The organism is Streptomyces sp. NPDC034103 (genome assembly GCF_055575395.1).
In genome coordinates, this window is record NZ_JBVISS010000015.1 from 39,870 (window position 1) to 60,624 (window position 20,755).

At 72.5% G+C, this 20,755-nt stretch carries 17 protein-coding genes; 3 read left to right on the forward strand and 14 right to left on the reverse strand.

The annotated features are described in order from the left end of the window. Window positions 1-98 precede the first annotated feature (98 nt). The 9 genes from ACZ56U_RS30910 to rimP form a co-directional block, all read right to left on the reverse strand. Window positions 99-1,046 carry a bifunctional riboflavin kinase/FAD synthetase gene (locus ACZ56U_RS30910; protein ID WP_469087249.1) on the reverse strand — a complete coding sequence of 316 codons (948 nt, stop codon included), beginning with the start codon at window positions 1,044-1,046 and terminating at the stop codon, window positions 99-101. Window positions 1,047-1,170: 124 nt separating this feature from the next. Further along, window positions 1,171-4,773: a serine protease gene (locus ACZ56U_RS30915; protein WP_469087250.1), complete on the reverse strand. Its 3,603-nt coding sequence runs from the start codon at window positions 4,771-4,773 to the stop codon at window positions 1,171-1,173. Between the two features lie 338 nt (window positions 4,774-5,111). Beyond that, the gene (gene truB / locus ACZ56U_RS30920; RefSeq protein ID WP_469087251.1) at window positions 5,112-6,017 is read right to left on the reverse strand and encodes a tRNA pseudouridine(55) synthase TruB; all 906 of its coding nucleotides are present in this window, start codon (window positions 6,015-6,017) and stop codon (window positions 5,112-5,114) included. Further along, a complete protein-coding gene (rbfA, locus tag ACZ56U_RS30925; protein ID WP_391232396.1) occupies window positions 6,014-6,460 on the reverse strand; it encodes a 30S ribosome-binding factor RbfA in 447 nt (148 codons plus the stop codon). The genes truB and rbfA overlap by 4 nt, the downstream gene beginning before the upstream one ends. Before the next feature lie 33 nt (window positions 6,461-6,493). Further along, window positions 6,494-6,787 carry a DUF503 domain-containing protein gene (locus tag ACZ56U_RS30930; RefSeq protein WP_079313067.1) on the reverse strand — a complete coding sequence of 98 codons (294 nt, stop codon included), beginning with the start codon at window positions 6,785-6,787 and terminating at the stop codon, window positions 6,494-6,496. Between the two features lie 136 nt (window positions 6,788-6,923). Beyond that, window positions 6,924-10,067 (reverse strand): translation initiation factor IF-2, encoded by a 3,144-nt coding sequence (gene infB / locus ACZ56U_RS30935; RefSeq protein ID WP_469087252.1) that lies wholly within the window; start codon window positions 10,065-10,067, stop codon window positions 6,924-6,926. 163 nt (window positions 10,068-10,230) lie between these two features. Beyond that, a complete protein-coding gene (locus tag ACZ56U_RS30940) occupies window positions 10,231-10,512 on the reverse strand; it encodes a YlxR family protein (protein ID WP_469087253.1) in 282 nt (93 codons plus the stop codon). Between the two features lie 126 nt (window positions 10,513-10,638). Further along, a complete protein-coding gene (gene nusA / locus ACZ56U_RS30945; RefSeq protein WP_469087254.1) occupies window positions 10,639-11,625 on the reverse strand; it encodes a transcription termination factor NusA in 987 nt (328 codons plus the stop codon). 2 nt (window positions 11,626-11,627) lie between these two features. Continuing rightward, the gene (gene rimP / locus ACZ56U_RS30950) at window positions 11,628-12,125 is read right to left on the reverse strand and encodes a ribosome maturation factor RimP (RefSeq protein WP_469087255.1); all 498 of its coding nucleotides are present in this window, start codon (window positions 12,123-12,125) and stop codon (window positions 11,628-11,630) included. 217 nt (window positions 12,126-12,342) lie between these two features. Here rimP and ACZ56U_RS30955 point away from each other — a divergent pair, with 217 nt between their 5' ends. From ACZ56U_RS30955 to ACZ56U_RS30965, 3 genes are read left to right on the forward strand one after another with little or no spacing between them, the layout of a single operon-like run. Next, window positions 12,343-12,861 carry a hypothetical protein gene (locus ACZ56U_RS30955; RefSeq protein ID WP_469087256.1) on the forward strand — a complete coding sequence of 173 codons (519 nt, stop codon included), beginning with the start codon at window positions 12,343-12,345 and terminating at the stop codon, window positions 12,859-12,861. After that, window positions 12,858-13,343, forward strand: coding sequence for a ferritin-like domain-containing protein (locus ACZ56U_RS30960; protein WP_469087257.1), 486 nt, complete (start codon window positions 12,858-12,860; stop codon window positions 13,341-13,343). Before ACZ56U_RS30955 ends, ACZ56U_RS30960 begins: the two co-directional genes overlap by 4 nt. 24 nt (window positions 13,344-13,367) lie before the next feature. Then, entirely contained in the window at window positions 13,368-14,264 is an 897-nt protein-coding gene (locus ACZ56U_RS30965; RefSeq protein WP_469087258.1) for an aminoglycoside phosphotransferase family protein, read from the forward strand. 202 nt (window positions 14,265-14,466) lie between these two features. Here the strand turns inward: ACZ56U_RS30965 and ACZ56U_RS30970 are convergent, their stop codons facing one another. From ACZ56U_RS30970 to ACZ56U_RS30990, 5 genes are all read right to left on the reverse strand, one after another. Next, complete coding sequence (locus ACZ56U_RS30970; protein ID WP_469087259.1) at window positions 14,467-16,170, reverse strand: proline--tRNA ligase; 1,704 nt, start codon at window positions 16,168-16,170, stop codon at window positions 14,467-14,469. A gap of 250 nt (window positions 16,171-16,420) precedes the next feature. Further along, window positions 16,421-16,987, reverse strand: coding sequence for a GNAT family N-acetyltransferase (locus ACZ56U_RS30975; protein ID WP_469087260.1), 567 nt, complete (start codon window positions 16,985-16,987; stop codon window positions 16,421-16,423). Window positions 16,988-17,069: 82 nt separating this feature from the next. After that, the gene (locus tag ACZ56U_RS30980) at window positions 17,070-17,918 is read right to left on the reverse strand and encodes a GNAT family N-acetyltransferase (protein WP_469087261.1); all 849 of its coding nucleotides are present in this window, start codon (window positions 17,916-17,918) and stop codon (window positions 17,070-17,072) included. A gap of 214 nt (window positions 17,919-18,132) precedes the next feature. Continuing rightward, window positions 18,133-19,290, reverse strand: a complete 1,158-nt coding sequence (gene ispG, locus ACZ56U_RS30985; protein ID WP_391232412.1) for a flavodoxin-dependent (E)-4-hydroxy-3-methylbut-2-enyl-diphosphate synthase — start codon at window positions 19,288-19,290, stop codon at window positions 18,133-18,135. Between the two features lie 170 nt (window positions 19,291-19,460). After that, on the reverse strand, window positions 19,461-20,753 hold the full coding sequence (locus ACZ56U_RS30990; RefSeq protein ID WP_469087364.1) for a M50 family metallopeptidase: 1,293 nt from the start codon (window positions 20,751-20,753) through the stop codon (window positions 19,461-19,463). Window positions 20,754-20,755: the final 2 nt, after the last annotated feature.

Below are 20,755 nucleotides of genomic sequence, written 5' to 3' on the forward strand. Positions count from 1 at the left end.
CCCACACGACGAAGGGCGGCCGGTGCTCGCGAGCACCGGCCGCCCTTCGTCGTCACAGGACCGACCGCGTCAGCCCGGGTCCGCCGGGCCCGAGGCGGCTACTCCGCCGCGGCCACCAACTCCCGGCAGCGCTTGACGTCCTCGGCCATCTGCTCCAGCAGGGCCTCCAGCGACTCGAACTTCGCCTGGCCGCGCACATACGCGAGGAAGTCCACGGCCACGTGCAGGCCGTAGAGGTCGAGGCCGACGCGGTCGATGGCGTAGGCCTCCACCGTGCGCTCGGTGCCGTCGAACTGGGGGTTGGTGCCGACCGAGATCGCGGCGGGCATGGCCTCGCCCTGGGCGTGCAGCCAACCGGCGTAGACGCCGTCGGCGGGGACGGCGGTGTGCGGGAGGGTCTCCACGTTGGCCGTCGGGAAGCCGAGTTCGCGGCCGCGCTGCGCGCCCCGGACGACCACGCCCTCGACGCGGTGCGGGCGGCCCAGGATCTCGTGGGCGCCCTCGAGGTCGCCCGCGGCGACCAGGCGGCGGGTGAGGGTGGAGGAGAACGGCTCGCCGCCGCCCGCCTCGCCCGACACGAACAGGTCGATGACCTCGACCTCGAAGTCGTAGACCTTGCCCTGTTCGGCGAGGAACTCCACGTTGCCGGCGGCCTTGTGGCCGAAGCGGAAGTTGGGGCCCTCGACGACCGCCTTGGCGTGCAGCTTGTCGACCAGGACCTTGACGACGAACTCGGCCGGCGAGAGCTTCGAGAACTCGGTGGTGAAGGGGAGGATGAGGATCGCGTCCACACCCAGGTCCGCCATCAGCTCGGCGCGGCGATGGTGCGGGGCCAGCAGCGGCGGGTGGCTGCCGGGGCGCACGACCTCGCTGGGGTGCGGGTCGAAGGTGACGACGACGGCGGGAACGCCCAGCTCACGGGCGCGGTCCACGGCGTGCCGGATGATCAGCTGGTGTCCGCGGTGGACCCCGTCGTAGGAGCCGATGGTGACGACGCTGCGTCCCCAGTCCTCGGGGATGTCCTCCAAGCCACGCCAGCGCTGCACTGTGACCGCTCCTCGCCGAACCCGTGTCCGTGTGTAGGGCTTATCTCTTACGCAGGTCTAAGGGTGCCATGCCGTGTCCTTCCCGCCCGCATCGGCATGGGCCCTGTGACCTGACGCACGCGGATCAGGCGGGGACGCGGACGCCTGCCAGGTTCTCGATCATCCGCCGGGTACTGGGGCCGACCACCGTCGACCACCGCTGCGGCGCGTCCGTGAGCCAGGTCGCCACCCGCGCGGCGAAGCCGGGGACCTGGCGACCGAGGTCGACGAGCGCGCGATCGAAGCGGGCGGCGCCGTCCGGGGTGCGGACGAGCAGCAGGCCGGTGCGGTGGACGAGATCGCACAGACCGTCCTCGGGATGGCGGGCGGCGGTCCGCAGGAGGGTGTCCAGGACGGCCGGGGCGTGCTCGTGGTCCAGCAGGAAGGCGAGCAGTTCACGGCGGAGTGGGCGGGAGGCGGGGCCGCCGGGAGGTGCCAGTACGGCGGCGAGAGCGGCCCGCACCTCCTCCGAACCGCCCTCCAGCAGGCCGGTGACCAGCGGAAGGAGCACGGCTCGCGCTGCCGGCCCCTGGTCGAGCCGCCGGTCGACGTACGCGGCCACGTCCGCCGCGGTCTCCGGACGCTGCTCCACCGCCTCCCGTACGAGGGCGGCGATCCGGCGGGCCGGCGTGGGCGTGGTGACGTCGGCGAGAGTGCGCAGCGCCTCTCCGGCACCGGGGCGGCGCAGCCGGGCGCGGAAGGCGTCGAGGACCGGCTCGGGGTGGGTGGCCAGGGCGGCGACCAGCGCGCTCGGCGGGAACTGCGGGTCGCCCGCCCTGAAGTGACCGAGGGCCTGCGGGAGATGACGGGCACGCGTGCGTGGGTCGCGGACGAGCAGGGCGAGCGCACCGCCGTGCAGGGTGCAGTCGGCGGGGCGGGCGAGCAGGGTGAGCGCGGCATAGCGCAGCAGCTCGCGGTCGGCCTCGGTGCGCACGTGCGGGGCGGCACGCAGGCCGTACGCCACCGCCGCGACCCGCCGGTCGGGGCGCTCGTCGTGTGCCCAGCGGTCCACCGCCCGGCACACCGCCGACGGCTCGTCCTCCGCGAGTACGGCGAGCAGTTCGTCGGCCCGCCGGTGCGCGCGGTCGACGAGCAGCTCCGTCAGGTCGTCGAGCGCCAGCCGCCGATGCGTGTGCAGCAACGCCTGCGCGGCCTTCGCGACGGTCGCGTGCGGGGTGGCGGGCAGCGGACGCTCGTCGTCGAACCAGCCGGTGAGATGCGGTGCCACGGCGGTGGGATCCGCGGCGAGCCGCCGGGACGCCGCGTCGAGGAAACGGGGGGCGGTGTCCTGCGCGGGGCCGTCGGCGAGCACGAGCCGGCGCAGCAGGTCGAAGAGGGTGACCGGGGGGAGCGGGAGGGCGAGCCAGAAGTCGGGGGCGAACCGGGCCGAGCGGGCGGGCACTCGGACGCCGTCCTGCCCGTCCTGGCCCGCCCTTGTCCGCCGCCGCCACTCCACCACCCGGTCGGCGAGCAGGCGCAGCACACCCGTGTACGGCGTCGCGTCGGGCACCCGGAGCAGGCACTCGGTGAGCAGCCGGGCCGCCCACCAGGAGTCCGGGTCGGCGTCCAGGGCGTGGATCAACTCCTCCAGAACGGCGGCGAGTCGGGGGGTGCCGTGCTGGCGGGACAGCAGGAGCAGGGCCTGGACGACCGGGCCGACGCGGTGGTGCGGGACCGGGTAGGGGTGCGGGCTGCGACGGTGGACCAGGGCGCGCAGGGCCTCGTCCAGGTCGAGGTGGGTGCCCTGGATCCAGTCGGCGAGCTCCTCGTGGGCGAAGCGGTAGCCGCTTCCGGCGGGGACCAGCAGGCCCTCGGTCAGGACGGCGGACGCCCAGCCCGTGCCGCCGCCGAGCCGTGCGGGGGCCGGGCCCCACGGGAACACCGCCTCGAACGACTCGCGGTCCAGCTCGCCCTGGCCCGGTCCGAGGCTGCGCCGGGCGGCCTCGTGCACCTGTCCGGAGACCTTCGCGGCGAGGCGCCGTACGGCGGTGCCGCGCAGGCCGTTCTCGGCGGCGAGGCGGACGGCGACGCGCAGGCACATCAGGTCGAGATGGGCGGCGAGGACGTCGTGACGGTCCAGGCGGGTGGGGGTGTCGTCGGCGTCGGGGAGCGCGGCGCGGACCTCGGACAGGAGGCGGAGGGTGAGGGGGTGGCGGGCGTCGGTGGCGGTGAGGGCGTGGTCGGGGATGCCGTAGCGGGTCCTCGCCTCGTGAGCCTCGTCCTCGTGCAGGTCGGTCAGGGGGACGCAGGGCATCTCGCCGCCCCTGCCCGTCCCGTCGCCCCCGGACCCGGATCCCTCTTCGGCCTGCGCCGCGTCGTCCTCGGACGCCGGACGCGCCGAAGGGCGGGGGCTGTGGAGCATCCCCGCCGGGAACCCCTCCCCCGCCCCCTCCCAGTACTCCCCCCGGCAGGCCACCACCAGCCGCGCCCCCGTCTCCCGCAGCCACGTCGCGGTCCCGTCGGTCCATTCGTCGAGGCGGTGGGCGAGGACCGGCGGCATCTCCTCGGGGCCGTCGAGGAGGAGCAGCAGGGCGCGGCCCTCGGCACGGGCCAGCCGGGCGAGGCGTTCGGGGGTCACGTCCCCCAGGTCGGTGACGTCCGCCGACCGGGACGCCGCGAGGATGCGTGCCGCCCGGTTCAGCGCCCGGCGCGCCGCGTCCGCGACCGAGGTGTCCTCGTCCCGCAGGTCGGCGCCGCGCAGCCACAGTGTGGGGGCGGGGCGGGAGCCTCGGTTGCGGCGGGCGGCGAGGGAGGCGAGTTCCGTCGTACGGCCGCTGCCGGGTGGGCCGACGAGGGCGAGGACGGCGGCGGGGCCGTCGGTGAAGGCGTCGAACTCCGCTGTCGTGGCCGCCCGTTCGACCGGGGCCACCGCTCCCGGGGTGCCGGTGGTCGCCCTGCCGACATGGCCCGCCAGCGCACCCGGCGGGCCGTCCTGTCCGACCGAGGTGGCCGTCAGTTCCAGTACGCCCGCGAGGTTGAGGTCGACGCCGTAGGCGGGCACGGTCGCCGCGTTCTCGGCGAGGAGGTCGGCGAGCGGGCCGGTGCGGGCCGGGAGCAGGGGCACGGCGAACCCGGCGTCCCGGCCGCCGCCCTGGAGCGCGGTACCGAGGACGGCGAGCACCGCGCCGGTCCCGGCGTCGAGAACCGGACCACCGGCCGCCCCGCCGCCGAGCCGCAGCGCGTCCCGCCCGGCGGTCCCGATGGCCAACTCCAGTACGCCGTCCAGGTGATGGAACCGGTCCGTGGCCATGTAGGTTGCCGGGGCCGCCCCCAGCACCCGTGCCTCGCGCCAGCACCCGGCGGCGATCCGCACATAGGCGCCGGTGTCGATCCGCTCCCGTACGGTGACCGGGAGCGGGTCGAGGCCGAGGCCGTGGGTGCGGACCAGGGCCAGGTTCAGCTCGGGCAGCGGGGTCACCGCGTCGGCGGTCACCACGCAGTGGCGGTCCTCAGCGGCGTACAGCAGAAGCGTGGGAAGGCCGTCGACGGTCTCATGGCTGGTGATCACGGTGCCGTGGTGGTCGGCGGCGAACCCGGTGCCGCGGGGGCGGCCGGCCAGGTCGTGGATGCGGACGAGCGCGGCGTCGCGCGCGTCTCCCGGACCGGGCGCCGCGCCGGAGGCGGCGCAGGGCCCGTCCTCACCCGCGCGCCGGCGGCTGCTCGCGCCCCGCGGGCTCCGTCCCGCCATGGTCGAACCTCCCGCCGTGCACCGTGCCTGTCTTCGACGGTAGGCACCGGATGATCGGCGGGACAGATCGCGCGGTGAACGCGCCCCCTTCCGCTCCCCTGGTTCACTCCGAGCGCCTGCCCGGTCGGGTGAATGGGCGGGGAGCGTTGGATACACCCTAGGGGTGGGGGAACCGAGGGGGGACCGTGGAGCGGCGGACGACTCCGTGACCGCCGCTCCACGGGCGGAGGACATCAGCCGGCGAAGCCGACGACGGCCTCAACCTCGACCGCAGACGCCTCAGTCGCGGACGCCTCAGCCTCGGCCTCCGGTCCACAGACCCCCGGCCGCCAGCCGCCTCAGTTGAAGACGGCGAGGCTCTTCGCCTTGCCCTTGTGGTCCTCGACCAGGGCGAGGAAACGGCCCTCGGGGTCGAAGACGGCGACCGCACCGCGGCCCGCGTACGCCTCGGGCATCTCCAGCCGTACCCCGTTGGTGAGCAGCCGGGCCCGCTTGGCGTCCACGTCCCAGCGCGGGAACGCGGCCGTGGCGGCCTCGGCGATCGGCATCACCGTCAGCTCCCGCTGGAGCTCCTCCAGGGTCTTCGCCGCGTCCAGCTTGTAGGGGCCGACGCGGGTGCGGCGCAGCGCCGTCAGATGGCCGCCCACTTCCAGATCGGCGCCCAGGTCCCGGGCGAGCGCCCGGATGTAGGTGCCGGAGGAGCAGACCACCGAGACGACCAGGTCCAGGACGGGGGTGCCGTCCTCGGCGACGGCGTCCCGGACGTCGTACACCGCGAACGACGAGATCCGCACCGGGCGGGCGGGGATCTCGAACTCCTCCCCGTCGCGCGCCCGCTTGTAGGAGCGCACGCCGTCGATCTTGATGGCGCTGACCTTGGACGGCACCTGCATGATGTCGCCGCTCAGTTTGGCGATCCCGGCGTCGACGGCGTCGCGGGTGACCTTCGAGGCGTCGACCGACCCCGTGATCTCGCCCTCGGCGTCGTCGGTCAGGGTCGTCTGGCCCAGGCGGATCGTGCCCAGGTACTCCTTCTCGGTCAGCGCGAGGTGGCCGAGCAGCTTGGTCGCCTTCTCGACGCCGAGGACGAGCACGCCCGTCGCCATGGGGTCGAGGGTGCCGGCGTGGCCGACGCGGCGGGTCCTGGCGATCCCGCGCATCTTGGCGACCACGTCGTGCGAAGTGAAGCCCGACGGCTTGTCGACGATGACAAGCCCGTCGGGCGTCTGGTTCTTCTGCGTCATTCGGCGGAGTCGTCCTCGTCCTCGCCCGGCTTCTTGTACGGGTCGGCGTCACCGGCGTAGGCCGCGCCGGCCGAGACCTCGCGCACCTTCTCGTCGGACTGGCGGGCCTTGTCGAGGAGGTCGTCGATGGTCTTGGCGGTGTCGGGCAGCGCGTCGGCCACGAAGGTCAGCGTCGGGGTGAACTTCACCCCGGCCGCCGCGCCGACCGCGGAGCGGAGCACGCCCTTGGCGCTCTCCAGTCCGGCGGCCGCGGCCGCCCGCTCCTCGTCACCGCCGTACACCGTGTAGAAGACGGTCGCCTCCCGGAGGTCACCCGTGACCCGGGTGTCCGTGATGGTGACGTGTGAGCCGAGCCGCGGGTCCTTGATCCCGCGCAGCAGCTTCTGGGCCACCACCTCTCGGATGAGGTCCGCCAGCCTCTTGGCGCGCGCGTTGTCGGCCACTGGTCCGTCTCCTTAAAGTACTTGCTTCTTGCTTCAGTCTTCGTCGCTGTGGAGCCTGCGTCGAACCGAGAGCAGTTCCACCTCGGGCCGCCCGGCGACCAGCCGCTCGCAGCGGTCCAGTACGTCGGTGAGGTGTCCCGTGTCCCCGGACACCATCGCCAGCCCGATCTCGGCCCTGCGATGGAGGTCCTGGTTGCCCGTCTCCGCCGCGCTCACCGCGTACTTGCGCTGGAGTTCGGCCACGATCGGGCGGACGAGAGAGCGTTTCTCCTTCAGCGAGTGAACGTCGCCGAGGAGCAGATCGAAGGACAGAGTCCCCACATACATGTGTGTGTCCGGATGTCCCGCCGGTTCGGGGTATGGGCGTCGCGTCGACGCCGATACAGGAACCGTACACGCAACGGCCGGGGCCGATCGACGGATATTACGTCCGCCGACCGGCCCCGATCGCGTGCTATGACAATCAGCCGCGCGGCTTCTCGCGCATCTCGTACGTCGCGATGACGTCGTCGACCTTGATGTCGTTGAAGTTGCCGAGGTTGATACCGCCCTCGAACCCTTCGCGGATCTCGGTGACGTCGTCCTTGAAGCGACGCAGACCGGAGATGTTGAGGTTCTCCGCGATGACCTTGCCGTCGCGGACGAGTCGAGCCTTCGTGTTGCGCTTGACCTCGCCCGAGCGGACCAGGACACCGGCGATGTTGCCCAGCTTGGACGACTTGAAGACCTCGCGGATCTCCGCCGTGCCGAGCTCGACCTCCTCGTACTCCGGCTTGAGCATGCCCTTGAGGGCCGCCTCGATCTCCTCGATGGCCTGGTAGATCACCGAGTAGTACCGGACGTCGACGCCCTCGCGCTCCGCCATCTGCTGCGCACGGCCGGCTGCCCGGACGTTGAAGCCGATGACGATGGCGTCGGAGCCGGTCGCCAGGTTGATGTCGGACTCTGTGACCGCACCCACACCGCGGTGCAGGACGCGGATGTCGACCTCGTCGCCGACGTCGAGCTGGAGCAGCGAGGACTCGAGAGCCTCCACCGAACCGGACGCGTCGCCCTTGATGATGAGGTTGAGTTCCTGCACCAGACCGGCCTTGAGGGCCTCGTCCAGGTTCTCCAGGGAGAACCGGACACCCCGGCGGGCGAAGTTGGCGTTGCGCTCACGCGCCGCGCGCTTCTCGGCGATCTGGCGGGCCGTGCGGTCCTCGTCGACGACGAGGAAGTTGTCGCCGGCGCCCGGGACGTTGGTGAGACCCAGGACCAGGACGGGGGTCGACGGACCCGCTTCCTCGACGTTGTTGCCGTTGTCGTCGAGCATGGCCCGGACTCGGCCGTACGCGTCGCCGACCACCATGGTGTCGCCGATGCGCAGCGTGCCTCGCTGGACGAGGACGGTCGAGACCGCACCGCGACCGCGGTCGAGGTGGGACTCGATCGCGATGCCCTGCGCGTCCTGCTCCGGGTTGGCCCGCAGGTCGAGCGAGGCGTCCGCGGTCAGGACCACGGCCTCGAGCAGCTGGTCGATGTTCAGACCCTGCTTGGCGGAGATGTCGACGAACATGGTGTCGCCGCCGTACTCCTCGGCCACCAGGCCGTACTCGGTCAGCTGACCGCGCACCTTGGTCGGGTCCGCGCCCTCGACGTCGATCTTGTTGACCGCGACGACGATCGGCACGTCGGCCGCCTTGGCGTGGTTGAGCGCCTCGACCGTCTGCGGCATGACGCCGTCGTTGGCCGCGACGACCAGGATCGCGATGTCGGTCGACTTCGCACCACGGGCACGCATGGCGGTGAACGCCTCGTGACCCGGGGTGTCGATGAAGGTGATCTTGCGCTCTTCGTCGTTGACCTGGGTGGCGACCTGGTAGGCACCGATGTGCTGGGTGATGCCGCCGGCCTCGCCCGCGACGACGTTCGTCTTGCGGATGGTGTCCAGCAGTCGGGTCTTGCCGTGGTCGACGTGACCCATGACGGTCACGACCGGCGGACGGACCACCAGGTCTTCCTCGTCGCCCTCGTCCTCGCCGAACTCGATGTCGAAGGACTCGAGCAGCTCGCGGTCCTCCTCCTCCGGGCTGACGATCTCGAGGATGTAGTTCATCTCATCCGCGAGGAGCTTCAGCGTCTCGTCGGAGACGGACTGCGTGGCGGTGACCATCTCGCCGAGGTTCATCATCACGGCGACGAGCGACGCCGGGTTGGCGTTGATCTTCTCCGCGAAGTCGGTGAGGGACGCACCGCGCGACAGGCGGACGGACTGTCCGTTGCCGCGAGGCAGCATCACGCCGCCGACCGACGGGGCCTGCATGGCCTCGTACTCCTGGCGCCTCTGCCGCTTCGACTTGCGACCGCGACGCGCGGGACCGCCGGGACGACCGAAGGCACCCTGCGTGCCACCACGGCCACCGGGACCACCGGGACGACCGCCGAAGCCGGGACGACCGCCGCCGCCACCGGGACCACCCGGACGGCCGGCGAAACCGCCGCCACCGCCACCGGGACCACCGGGACGACCGGCGAAACCGCCGCCACCGCCACCGGGACCGGCCGGACGGCCGGCGAAGCCGCCGCCACCGGGACGACCGCCGCCGCCACCGCCCGGACGACCAGCGCCGCCGGGACCGCGGCCACCGGGACCACCGCCGCCGGGACGCGGGCCGGCAGCCGGACGCTGCGGCATCATGCCGGGGTTGGGACGGGCGCCGCCGGGGCCGCCGCCGGGACGGGGACCGCCCTGCGGACGGGGCATGCCGCCCGGGCTCGGACGGGCGCCACCGGGAGACTGCGGACGGGGACCGCCCGCCGCGCCCTGGGGACGGGGGCCGCCCTGGCCCTGGCCCTGCGGACGCGGGGCGCCGCCGGGAGCGCCACCGGGGCCACCCTGGCCGCCGGGACGCGGGGCACCGCCCGGACGGGGCGCCTGCGGGCGCGCCATGCCGGTGGAGCCACCAGAGGTGAAGGGGTTGTTGCCCGGACGGGGACCGGCCGGACGAGCGCCGGGACGGGCACCCTGGCCACCCGGACGCGGGGCGCCGGGACGGTCGCCGCGGTCACCACGACCCTGACCGCCCTGACCGGGGCCGGCGGCGGGACGGGGGGCACCCGGGCGCGGGGCCTGCTGGCCGGCCGGACGCGGGGCGCCCGGACGCGGAGCGGAGCCCTGAGCGGGCGCGGAGCCCTGGGCGGGCGCGGCGGGAGCCGCCGGCGGTGCCGTGAACTCGGGCGTGGTCGGAGCCGGGGACGCCGGCGCGGGGCGCGGCGCGGGCTTCGGGCCCGGGGTGGGACGGGGGCCGGGAGCGGCCGGCGCGGCGGGAGCCGCGGGCGTCTCGGCTGCGGCCGGCTTGGGGGCCGGCGGGCGCGGGGCGGCCGGACGGGCAGCCTGCGCCGGAGAGGGGGCGCCCGGCTTGGCCGGGGCAGCCTTGCGTGCGGGGGCGGGCTTGCCGCCTCCGCTGCCCTGCTGGAGGGCGTCCGTCAACTTGCGGACAACGGGCGCTTCGATGGTCGAAGACGCCGAACGGACGAATTCACCGAGTTCCTGGAGCTTGGCCATGACGACCTTGCTCTCAACTCCGAACTCCTTGGCGAGTTCGTATACCCGGACCTTAGCCACTTCGCTCCTTTTAGGTCCGGGTTGCGTCCGGACCGTCGCTACTTCATGGGCGTACTCATCGCGTGCTCATCGAGTGCTCATCGCAATCTCGACCTACTTCCAACTCGCGGGGTACCAGGGCCGCACGGGGGTTCCGCGCGACGCTTCTTACGGTGTTGCCTGCTCAGCAACTGTCTGTCTGCTCGACGTATTGGCGCAACGCCTTTACGTCGAGCGCTCCCGGGGCGCGAAGCGCCCGCGTGAACGCCCGGCGGCGTACCGCCTGGTCCAGACAGACCAGGGCGGGGTGCACGTACGCACCCCGGCCGGGCAGCGTACCGCGTGGATCAGGAACGCACGCGTCCTTGATCGCCACGGTACGCAGCAGATCGGTCTTGGCCGCTCGCTGCCTGCACCCCAGACAGGTGCGTTCAGGGCATGCGCGGGCTCGCGTCCGGCCAGACACTACTAAGTCTACCTCCCCGTACCGACCTCACCCCTTTGGGGCAGGAATCGAACGGTTGTTGTCGTGATCTAAGCCAACTGCGGCTTGGATCTATTCCCCGATCGTGACCCAGGCCCGACCGGGAGGCTATTCGGCCGGCTGCTCGGTGTCCGGACGGATGTCGATCCGCCAGCCGGTCAGCCGGGCGGCGAGGCGGGCGTTCTGCCCCTCCTTGCCGATCGCCAGCGACAGCTGGTAGTCCGGCACCGTCACGCGCGCGGAGCGGGCCGCGAGGTCGACGACCTCCACCTTGGAGACCCGGGCCGGCGAGAGCGCGTTCGCCACCATCTCAGCCGGGTCGTCCGACCAGTCGACGATGTCGATCTTCTCACCGTTGAGCTCGCCCATGACATTGCGCACCCGGCCGCCCATGGGGCCGATGCAGGCACCCTTGGCGTTCAGACCGGAGCGGGTGGACCGGACCGCGATCTTGGTGCGGTGGCCGGCCTCACGGGCGATGGCGGCGATCTCGACGGAACCGTCGGCGATCTCCGGCACCTCCAGGGCGAAGAGCTTCTTCACCAGGTTGGGGTGCGTCCGGGACAGGGTCACGGACGGACCGCGCACGCCGCGCGCCACCCGGACGACGTACGACCGCAGCCGCATGCCGTGCTGGTAGCTCTCGCCCGGGACCTGCTCCTGCACCGGCAGGATGGCCTCGAGCTTGCCGATGTCCACGAGCACGTTCTTCGGGTCGCGGCCCTGCTGGACCATGCCCATGACGATGTCGCCCTCGCGCCCGGCGTACTCGCCGAGCGTCGCGTCGTCCTCGGCGTCGCGCAGCCGCTGCAGGATGACCTGCTTGGCGGTGGTGGCGGCGATACGGCCGAAACCGGACGGGGTGTCGTCGAACTCGCGGGCCTCCTGGCCCTCCTCGAGGTCCTCGGGGTCCTCCTTCGCCCACACCGTCACGTGGCCGGTCTCCCGGTTGAGCTCCACGCGCGCGTGGCGGCGGCTTCCCTCGGTGCGGTGGTAGGCGATGAGGAGGGCCGACTCGATCGCCTCGACCAGCAGGTCGAAGGAGATCTCCTTCTCCCGTACCAAGCCCCGTAGGGCGCTCATGTCGATGTCCACGGCTACGCCTCCTCTTCCTTCTTGTCCTTGCGGTTGAACTCGACCTGGACGCGCGCCTTGTCGATCTCGGAAAAGGCCAGTCTGCGGCTCGTCGCCTTGCGGCCCTTCACTCCCGGCACCTCGAGGTCCAGTCCGTCGTCGTCGACGTTCAGGATCCGTGCGACCACCTCGTCGCCCTCGGCCAGCTGGAACCTCACCAGCCGGTCGATGGCGCGTACGTAGTGCCGGTGCTCCTTGAGGAGGCGCTCAGCGCCCGGGGTGCCGACCTCGAGGGTGTACTCGCCCTCGCCCATCGCGTTCGTCTCGTCGAGCTTCGCCGAGAGCGCGCGGCTCACATCGGCGATCTGGTCCAGGTCCGCCCCGGTGTCGGAGTCGACGACGACGCTCAGCACCCGCTTGCGTCCTACGGAGTCCACTGAGATCTCCTCGAGATCCAGTCCCTGGGAGCTGACGAGCGGTTCCAGGAGCTCTCGCAGCCTTTCGCTCTGGGTGGTGCTCATCCGGGTGACTCCTCGGCCGCGTGTGCTGTTGTGGGTAGGTCGCGTGTCTGGTCAAAGGGTATCGGGTCCCGAGAGGTGATGCCGTCCACGTGCGCTCCGGGGCGGGCCCGGGCGTCGAGCCGGTGACGCGACCCGGCGGGTGGCGCGGGTACCGTGATCACGGCGGGACCGCCGTTCCCGCCCGTGTGTTCGTACGAGCCCTCCGAGGACGACTGCCGTGCCGTACTCCCCACCGTCGCGCACCCCCTCGGGGCCGCGTCGAAGAACCCTCCTCGCCACCGCCGCCGGGGCCGCCCTGCTGGCCGGCTGCTCCTCCGGGGCCGACGACGCCGAGGAGGGCACCGGAGGCAGCCCCTCGATCGCGGAGCGGGCACGCACGCGTGCGGCGCGGGACAGCCGGGGCATCGTCGAGCGGTACGACGCGGTGATCGCCGCGTATCCCGGGCTCGCCGAGCGGCTGACGGTGCTGCGGGCGGAGGCCGTGCGGCACGTCCGGGCGTTCGGGGGGACGACGGTCGGCACGACGTCCTCCGCCACCCCCGGCTCCCCCGCGCCCTCCGTCGTACCGGGCACCGAGAAGGACGCCCTCGCCGGGCTCGCCACCGCCGAACGGTCGCTCGCGGACGCGCGGGCCAAGGCGCTGCTGGAGGTGCCGGGCGAGCTGGCCCGGCTGCTGGCCTCGGTGGCGGCGGCCGGCGCCACGCACGCGTACCTGCTGACGGAGGCGGCCAAGTGAGTGACGAGCGGGACGAGCGGGAGCTGACCGCGCTCCAGGCGGCACTGGCCGCCGAGCACGCGGCCGTGTACGGGTACGGGGTCGTCGGCGGGCAGATCCGCGAGGGCCGTCGTACGGAGGCGAGGTCGGCCTACGACGCCCATCGCGCCCGGCGCGACACCCTCGCCCGCGAGGTGCGGGACCTGGGCGGCAAGCCGGTGGCGGCGGCTGCCGGGTACGCACTGCCCTTCCCGGTGCCGGACTCGGACGCGGCCGTACGGCTGGCCGCCGTCCTGGAGGACCGGATCGCCGGGGTGTACTCCGACCTGGTACGGGCAACCGTGGACGGGCGGCGTTCCATGGCCGCCGAGGCGCTGCGGGAGGCGGCGGTGCGCGCGGTGCGCTGGCGCGGCGAGAGCGTAGCCTTCCCTGGTCTCGCCGAACGGGCGGCGACCAAGTCGGCTCCGTCGTCCTCGCCGGCCTCGGCGACGCCCACGGCGTAAGCACGGGAAGGGAACGACTCGCGTATGGCTTTCGAACCGCCGCGGCGTCTGGTGAGGGCGCTCGGTGAGACGGCACCGGACGGTGACGGCTGGTTGGAGAAGCTGCCCGAGGCGGCTCAGCAGGCCGTCGCGCTACGCGAGTTGACCGTGGAGCGGGTGCAGGAGCCGGGAGGCCGCAGCAGCCTGGTGATGCTGGTCCGACGCGCCGACGGCACCCCGGCCGTGCTCAAGCTGGCCCCGCCGCGGTCCCGGCCCGCGGCCGAGCGGGCGGCGCTGGCGCACTGGGGCGGGCGGGGCGCCGTACAGGTGCTCGACGACGAGCCCGTCACCGAGGGTGTGCTGCTGCTGGAGCGGCTGCACCCCGATGTGTCCGTGCGGTCGTTGCCGGAGGCGAAGGCGCTGCTGGAGGCGGCGGGGACGCTGCGGCGGCTGTGGGTGGAGCCGCCGGGTGGGCATGACTTCGAGACGGTGGCCGAGCGGACCGGGCGGCAGGCCGAGGCGATGCGGGCGACCGGGGGCGCGGAGGTGGCCGAGCTCGTGACCGCGGCTCTCACCGCCCGTGAGGAGCTGCTCGTGGCGCCGCCGGAGTCGCGGCTCCTGCACGGGACGTTCCGGCAGAGCAAGGTGCTGGCGGGTGAGCGGTCCCCTTGGCTGGCGGTCGGGCCGGACCCGGTCGTCGGTGAGTGCGCCTTCGATCTGGCTCGGCTGGTGCGGGACCGGGTGGAGGATCTGATCGCGCAGCCGTCGGGCGCGGCGACCACACGGCGGCGGATCAAACGGCTGGCCGAGTCGTTGGACGTCGATCAGGAGCGGCTGCGGGGGTGGACGCTCTTCCGGGCCGTGGAGTCGGGGGTGCGGGCTCTTCGGGTGGGGCGCGCGAAGGACTCCGAGCTGCTGCTGGAGTTCGCCGGCTGGCTCTGAGCGGTGTGCCGGGGCGGCGTGCGCCCGCGGGGTGCCGGGGGCGGCGTGCGCCTGCGGGGCGCCGGTCAGGAAGCCCACGCATGCCGCCGTGCGCCGCGTTCACGGGTTCGACGTCCCCAAGGAGGTCCCAAGAGGCCCCAGGGGCCCCGGGGAACGTCTCCGAGCCCTGGAGTCGGCTCAGAGACGTTCCTGAGGTCTATCCCTACGCGCTGAGGCGGGCGATCGCCTCGTCGACGGTCAGCTCCTCGCGCTCGCCGCTCCTGCGGTCCTTGAGCTCCAGGACGCCCTCGGCGGAGCGGCGGCCCGCGACGAGGATCTTCGGGACGCCGATCAGCTCGGCGTCCGTGAACTTCACGCCCGGCGAGACCCCGGCCCGGTCGTCGACCAGGACGCGCAGGCCGGCCGCGCGGAGCTTCTCGGAGACCTCCAGGGCCAGCTCGGTCTGGAGGGCCTTGCCGGCGGCGACGACGTGCACGTCGGCCGGGGCGACCTCGGCCGGCCAGCACAGGCCCTGCTCGTCGGCGGTCTGCTCGGCGAGGGCGGCCACGGCCCGGGAGACGCCGATGCCGTAGGAGCCCATGGTGACGCGGACCGGCTTGCCGTTCTGGCCGAGGACGTCGAGCTTGAGGGCGTCGGCGTACTTGCGGCCGAGCTGGAAGATGTGGCCGATCTCGATGGCGCGGTCCAGCTTGAGGCCGGTCCCGCAGTTCGGGCAGGGGTCGCCCTCCTGCACGACGACGACGTCGACGTACTCGCCGACCTCGAAGTCGCGGCCCGCGACCACGTTCTTGGCGTGCGTGTCCGCCTTGTTGGCGCCCGTGATCCACGCGGTGCCCGGCGCCACCCGCGGGTCGGCGATGTACCTGACCTTCTCGCCCAGCCCCTGCGGACCGACGTAGCCGCGCACCAGGTCCGGACGGCCCGCGAAGTCGGCCTCGGTGACCATCTCGACGGTCGCCGGGGCGAAGTGCGCCTCGACCTTGTCCATGTCGACCTCGCGGTCGCCGGGGACGCCGACGGCGACGATCTCGCCGTCGACCTTGACGAGGAGGTTCTTCAGGGTGGCGGAGGCCTCGACGCCGAGCTGGGCGGCGAGGGTCTCGATGGTGGGGGTGTCCGGGGTCGGGATGTCCTCGGCGGCGGGCACGTCGGTGGCGTCCACCGGCTTGAGCTCGTACGAGATCGCCTCGGTGTTCGCCGCGAAGTCGCAGGCGGGGCAGTCGGCGAAGGTGTCCTCGCCGGCGCCGGCCGGGGCCAGGAACTCCTCCGACTTCGAACCGCCCATCGCGCCCGCGGTCGCGGCGCAGATGCGGTAGTCGAGGCCGAGGCGCTCGAAGACGCGCTGGTAGGCCTGGCGGTGCAGGGCGTAGGACCGGGCCAGGCCCTCGTCCTCGGTGTCGAAGGAGTAGGAGTCCTTCATCAGGAACTCGCGGCCGCGCAGGATGCCGGCCCGCGGACGGGCCTCGTCCCGGTACTTGTTCTGGATCTGGTAGAGGATGACCGGCAGGTCCTTGTAGGAGGACGCCTGGTCCTTCACCAGCAGGGTGAAGATCTCCTCGTGGGTGGGGCCGAGGAGGTAGTCGCCGCCCTTGCGGTCCTGGAGGCGGAACAGCTCGGGGCCGTACTCCTCCCAGCGGCCGGTCGCCTCGTAGGGCTCCCGCGGCAGGATGGCGGGGAGCAGCACCTCCTGGGCGCCGATCGCGTCCATCTCCTCACGGACGACCCGCTCCACGTTGCGCAGGACCCGCATGCCGAGCGGCAGCCAGCTCCAGATGCCGGCCGCGGTCCGGCGGACGTAGCCGGCGCGGACGAGGAGCTTGTGGCTGAGGACCTCGGCGTCGGCCGGGTCGTCGCGCAGCGTCTTCGCCATCAACTGGGACATGCGCTGGACCGGTACGTTGGCCATGGTTCTCGTACTCCTGCCGGGTAAGGGTGGTGGCTGGGGATGCCTGACACATTCCCGCCGTCCGCCCGCAGGGCGGGCCCGGCGGCGTCTGGTTCGTGCGATCGCAAGGCGCCGGAGCGCTCGCGTGGCGGAGCCACGTGGGCGGTTCGGCAACGCGGCGAGCGTGCGGGCCGGGCGTCGCCAGGCAGGCGGGAACGTGTCAGGCACCCCCAGGGAGGTTAGCCGGGGGGCCGGTTCCGGTGGAAATCGGTTAACGGCGGCGCAGGGGCAGCGGGGCGCCCATCACCGCGTACGGCTTCGGGGCGCTCGGGAAGAGGACCTGGCGGGCGAGGTCCTGGTACCCGAGGGAGTGGTAGAGGCCGCGGGCCGGGCTGTCGATGTCGATCGCGGAGAGGATCGAGCGGGGTTCGTCGGCGCTGTCCGTGATCGTGGTGATCAGCGAGCGGCCGATGCCGCGGTTCTGGTAGCCCGGGTGGACGTGGAGCTCGGTGATGACGAAGGAGTCGTCCAGCCAGATGTCGTGGTCCTGGGCGCGCAGATACGGCTCCACGACCGTGGACCACCAGTGGGTGCGGTCGTTGGGCATGCCGTAGACGAACCCCACGAGGCGCTCGGCCGTGGTGGCGCCGAGGGCTCTGGCGCCGGGGTAGGTCATATGGCGCAGGACGATCTGGCGGCGGACCGCCACCTCGTCGGATCCCAGCCCGAAGGCGACGGCCTGGACGGCGAGGGCTTCGTCCACCCTTGCGGCGAGGTCCAGCGGGCCGATCACGATGTCGTCGGGGTGGCGGCGGTGTCCGTGACCGGGAAAGCGCATGTGGGGAGCGTACAGGGGGGCGCGCGTTGTGTGTCGGGTGCGAGTGAGACGGGTCCGGCCCCGCGGCCCTTCGGGGCGGGTCTCAGAACAGGACGCTCATGAACGCGCCGACCTCCTGGAAGCCGACCCTCGTGTACGTCCTTCGCGCCGCCGTGTTGAAGTCGTTGACGTAGAGGCTGACCACCGGGGCCACGTCCGCGAGGGCGTAGCGCAGGACCGCGGCCATGCCCGGGGCCGCCAGGCCCCTCCCCCGGTACTCCGGGGCCACCCACACGCCCTGGATCTGGCAGGCGTGGGTCGTGGCCGCGCCGATCTCGGCCTTGAAGACGACCTTGCCGTCGCCGTCGAGGCGGGCGAACGAGCGGCCGGCGCCGACGAGTTCGGCGACGCGGGCCTGGTAGAGGAGGCCGCCGTCGCCGGCGAGGGGTGAGACCCCTACCTCCTCGGTGAACATCGCCACGCACGCCGGCATGATCGTCTCTATCTCGTCCTTGCGGATGCGGCGAAGGCAGGGATCCGGGGCGACGTCGGCGGGCATGCGGTCGGTGACCATGAGGGGCTGGCGGGGGCGGACGTCTCGTGCCGGGCCCCAGCTGGGTTCGAGCAGGCGCCAGAGTTCGGCGGTGGGTTCGGCCGGGCCGACGATCGAGGAGCAGCGGCGGCCGGCCCTGCGGGCGCGGTCGGCGAAGGCGCGTACGGCCCGGGGGGTGGCGCAGATCGGGACCAGGTTGGCGCCGGCGTAGCAGAGGGAGGTGAGCATGCCGTCCTCGTACCAGCCCCACATCTCGCCGCCGAGGCGCCAGGGGTCGAGGCCGGCCACCTGGACCCGGGACGTCACGAAGGCGTTCGCCACCGGCTCGCGGTCGAGGACGGCGAGCGCGGCGTCCAGGTCGCTCGGTTCGAGGACCCGGGAGGTCGTCTGGGTCAACACGGGCGGGGCCTCACACTGGGGACTGCTGATCTCCGCACTGTACCTGCGGAAGCTGAGCGGTGCCGCCCCTTGGCTGCGCCGCTCGGGCCGGGCGCCTGCGAGCTCGGGTGACCAGGGTGAGTGGGGCGGCTGCGGGTCGTGTGGGGCTGGTCGCGCGGTTCCCCGCGCCCCTGGAGGCGGGGGCCTGCGGCCCCCCTCCCGGGGTGAGGACCCGTCAGCCCGCGACCGCCACCGAGGGCTCGCCCGAGGCCACGCCGTCCGCCTCCATCTGTTCGGCCAGCTTCATGGCCTCCTCGATGAGCGTCTCGACGATCTTGGACTCGGGGACGGTCTTGATGACCTCGCCCTTGACGAAGATCTGGCCCTTGCCGTTGCCGGAGGCGACGCCGAGGTCGGCCTCCCGGGCCTCGCCGGGGCCGTTGACGACGCAGCCCATGACGGCGACGCGGAGGGGGACCTCCATGCCGGTCAGGCCCGCGGTGACTTCCTCGGCCAGCTTGTAGACGTCGACCTGGGCGCGGCCGCAGGACGGGCAGGAGACGATCTCCAGGCCGCGCTGCTTGAGGTTCAGGGATTCCAGGATCTGGTTGCCGACCTTGACCTCCTCGACCGGAGGGGCGCTCAACGACACGCGGATGGTGTCGCCGATGCCCTGGGAGAGGAGGGCGCCGAAGGCCACCGCGCTCTTGATCGTGCCCTGGAACGCCGGGCCCGCCTCCGTGACGCCGAGGTGGAGGGGGTAGTCGCACTGGGCGGCGAGCTGCTTGTACGCCTCGATCATCACGACCGGGTCGTTGTGCTTCACCGAGATCTTGATGTCCCGGAAGTCGTGCTCCTCGAAGAGGGACGCCTCCCACAGGGCCGACTCGACCAGGGCCTCGGGGGTCGCCTTGCCGTACTTCTGGAGCAGGCGGCGGTCGAGGGAGCCCGCGTTCACGCCGATGCGGATCGGGGTGCCGTGGTCGCGCGCGGCCTTCGCGATCTCCTTGACCTTGTCGTCGAACTGCTTGATGTTGCCGGGGTTCACGCGGACCGCGGCGCAGCCGGCCTCGATGGCCGCGAAGACGTACTTGGGCTGGAAGTGGATGTCGGCGATGACCGGGATCTGGGACTTCCTGGCGATGGTCGCGAGGGCGTCCGCGTCGTCCTGGGTGGGGCACGCCACGCGGACGATCTGGCAGCCGGAGGCCGTCAGTTCGGCGATCTGCTGGAGGGTCGCGCCGATGTCGGACGTACGGGTCGTCGTCATCGACTGGACCGAGACCGGGGCGTCGCCACCGACCGCGACGGAGCCGACCTGGATCTGCCGGCTCTTCCGGCGCTCGGCAACCCTGGTCGGAACGGACGGCATGCCGAGAGAAATCGCAGTCATCTGCTGTGCAACCCCAAGTCGTGGATCAAGGTCCGGTTCCCGTACGCAGCGGGCTCCAGGCTTCGAGATTACGGCACGCGCCCAGGCCCCGGCACATCCCGCCGATCCAAGCCACACGAACGAGGACGGCCCGGCACACAGCGCGCCGGGCCGTCACGAATGCCGTAGGGCTAGGAGATTCTCACCGGGTTGACCACGTCCGCGATCAGGACGAGGACGGTGAAGCAGATGAAAATCCCCGCCACCACATAGGCGACCGGCATCAGCTTCGCGACGTCGAACGGGCCCGGGTCCGGGCGGCGCATCACCTTCGCCACGTTCCGCCTCAGTGACTCCCACAGGGCGCCCGCGATGTGGCCGCCGTCGAGCGGGAGGAGCGGGAGCATGTTGAAGAGGAACAGGGAGAGGTTGAAGCCGGCCAGGAGCATCACGAACATCGCCAGTTGCTGGGATGCGGGGATGTCGAGGGTGGCGATCTCGCCGCCCACCCGGGCCGCGCCGACCACGCCCATCGGGGAGTCCGGCTCGCGCTGGCCGTCTCCGAAGACGGCGTCCCACAGGGCCGGGATCTTGGAGGGCAGGGCGGCGAGGGAGTCGACCGCGTCGCCCACCCGGTCGGTCATCCAGACCACCGAGTCGCCGAAGTCCTGCTTGACGACCCCGGTGGCGGCGCTGAAGCCGAGGAAGCCGGCCTTGATGTACTCGCCCTGGACGTAGGCCCCGTTGCCGTCCTTCTTGGCGACGAGGTTGGTGGCGATCCTGGCCTGGAGGGGGACCTCCTTGCCGTCGCGGTCGACGACGATCGGGACGGTCTTGCCGGCGCTGTCGCGGATCAGGTCGGAGAGGGTGCCCCAGTCCTCGGTGCGGACGCCCGCGAAGGAGACGATCTTGTCCCCGGCCTTCATGCCCGCGGCGGCGGCCGGGGACCGGGGGTCGGACTTCTTGCACTCGTCGCGGTTCTCGCTCTGCGAGATCACGCACGGGGAGACCGAGCTGACCGTGGTGGTCTGCTGCTGGATGCCGAAGCCCATCAGGACCGTCAGGAACAGGGCGACCGCGAGGATCAGGTTCATGAACGGGCCCGCGAACATCACGATGACCCGTTTCCAGGGCTTGCGGGTGTAGAACATCCGGGACTCGTCACCCGGCTTGAGCTCCTCGTAGGCGGCCGAGCGGGCGTCCTCGATCATGCCGCGCCAGGGCGAGGTGGAGCGGGCCTCCAGCTTGCCGTCGGGTCCCGGCGGGAACATGCCGATCATGCGGATGTAGCCGCCGAACGGGATGGCCTTGATGCCGTACTCGGTCTCGCCCTTGTTCCTCGACCAGATGGTCGGGCCGAAGCCGACCATGTACTGCGGCACGCGGATGCCGAAGAGCTTGGCCGTGGACAGGTGGCCGAGCTCGTGCCACGCGATCGAGACCAGCAGGCCGAGCGCGAAGACCGCTATGCCGAGGATGAACATCA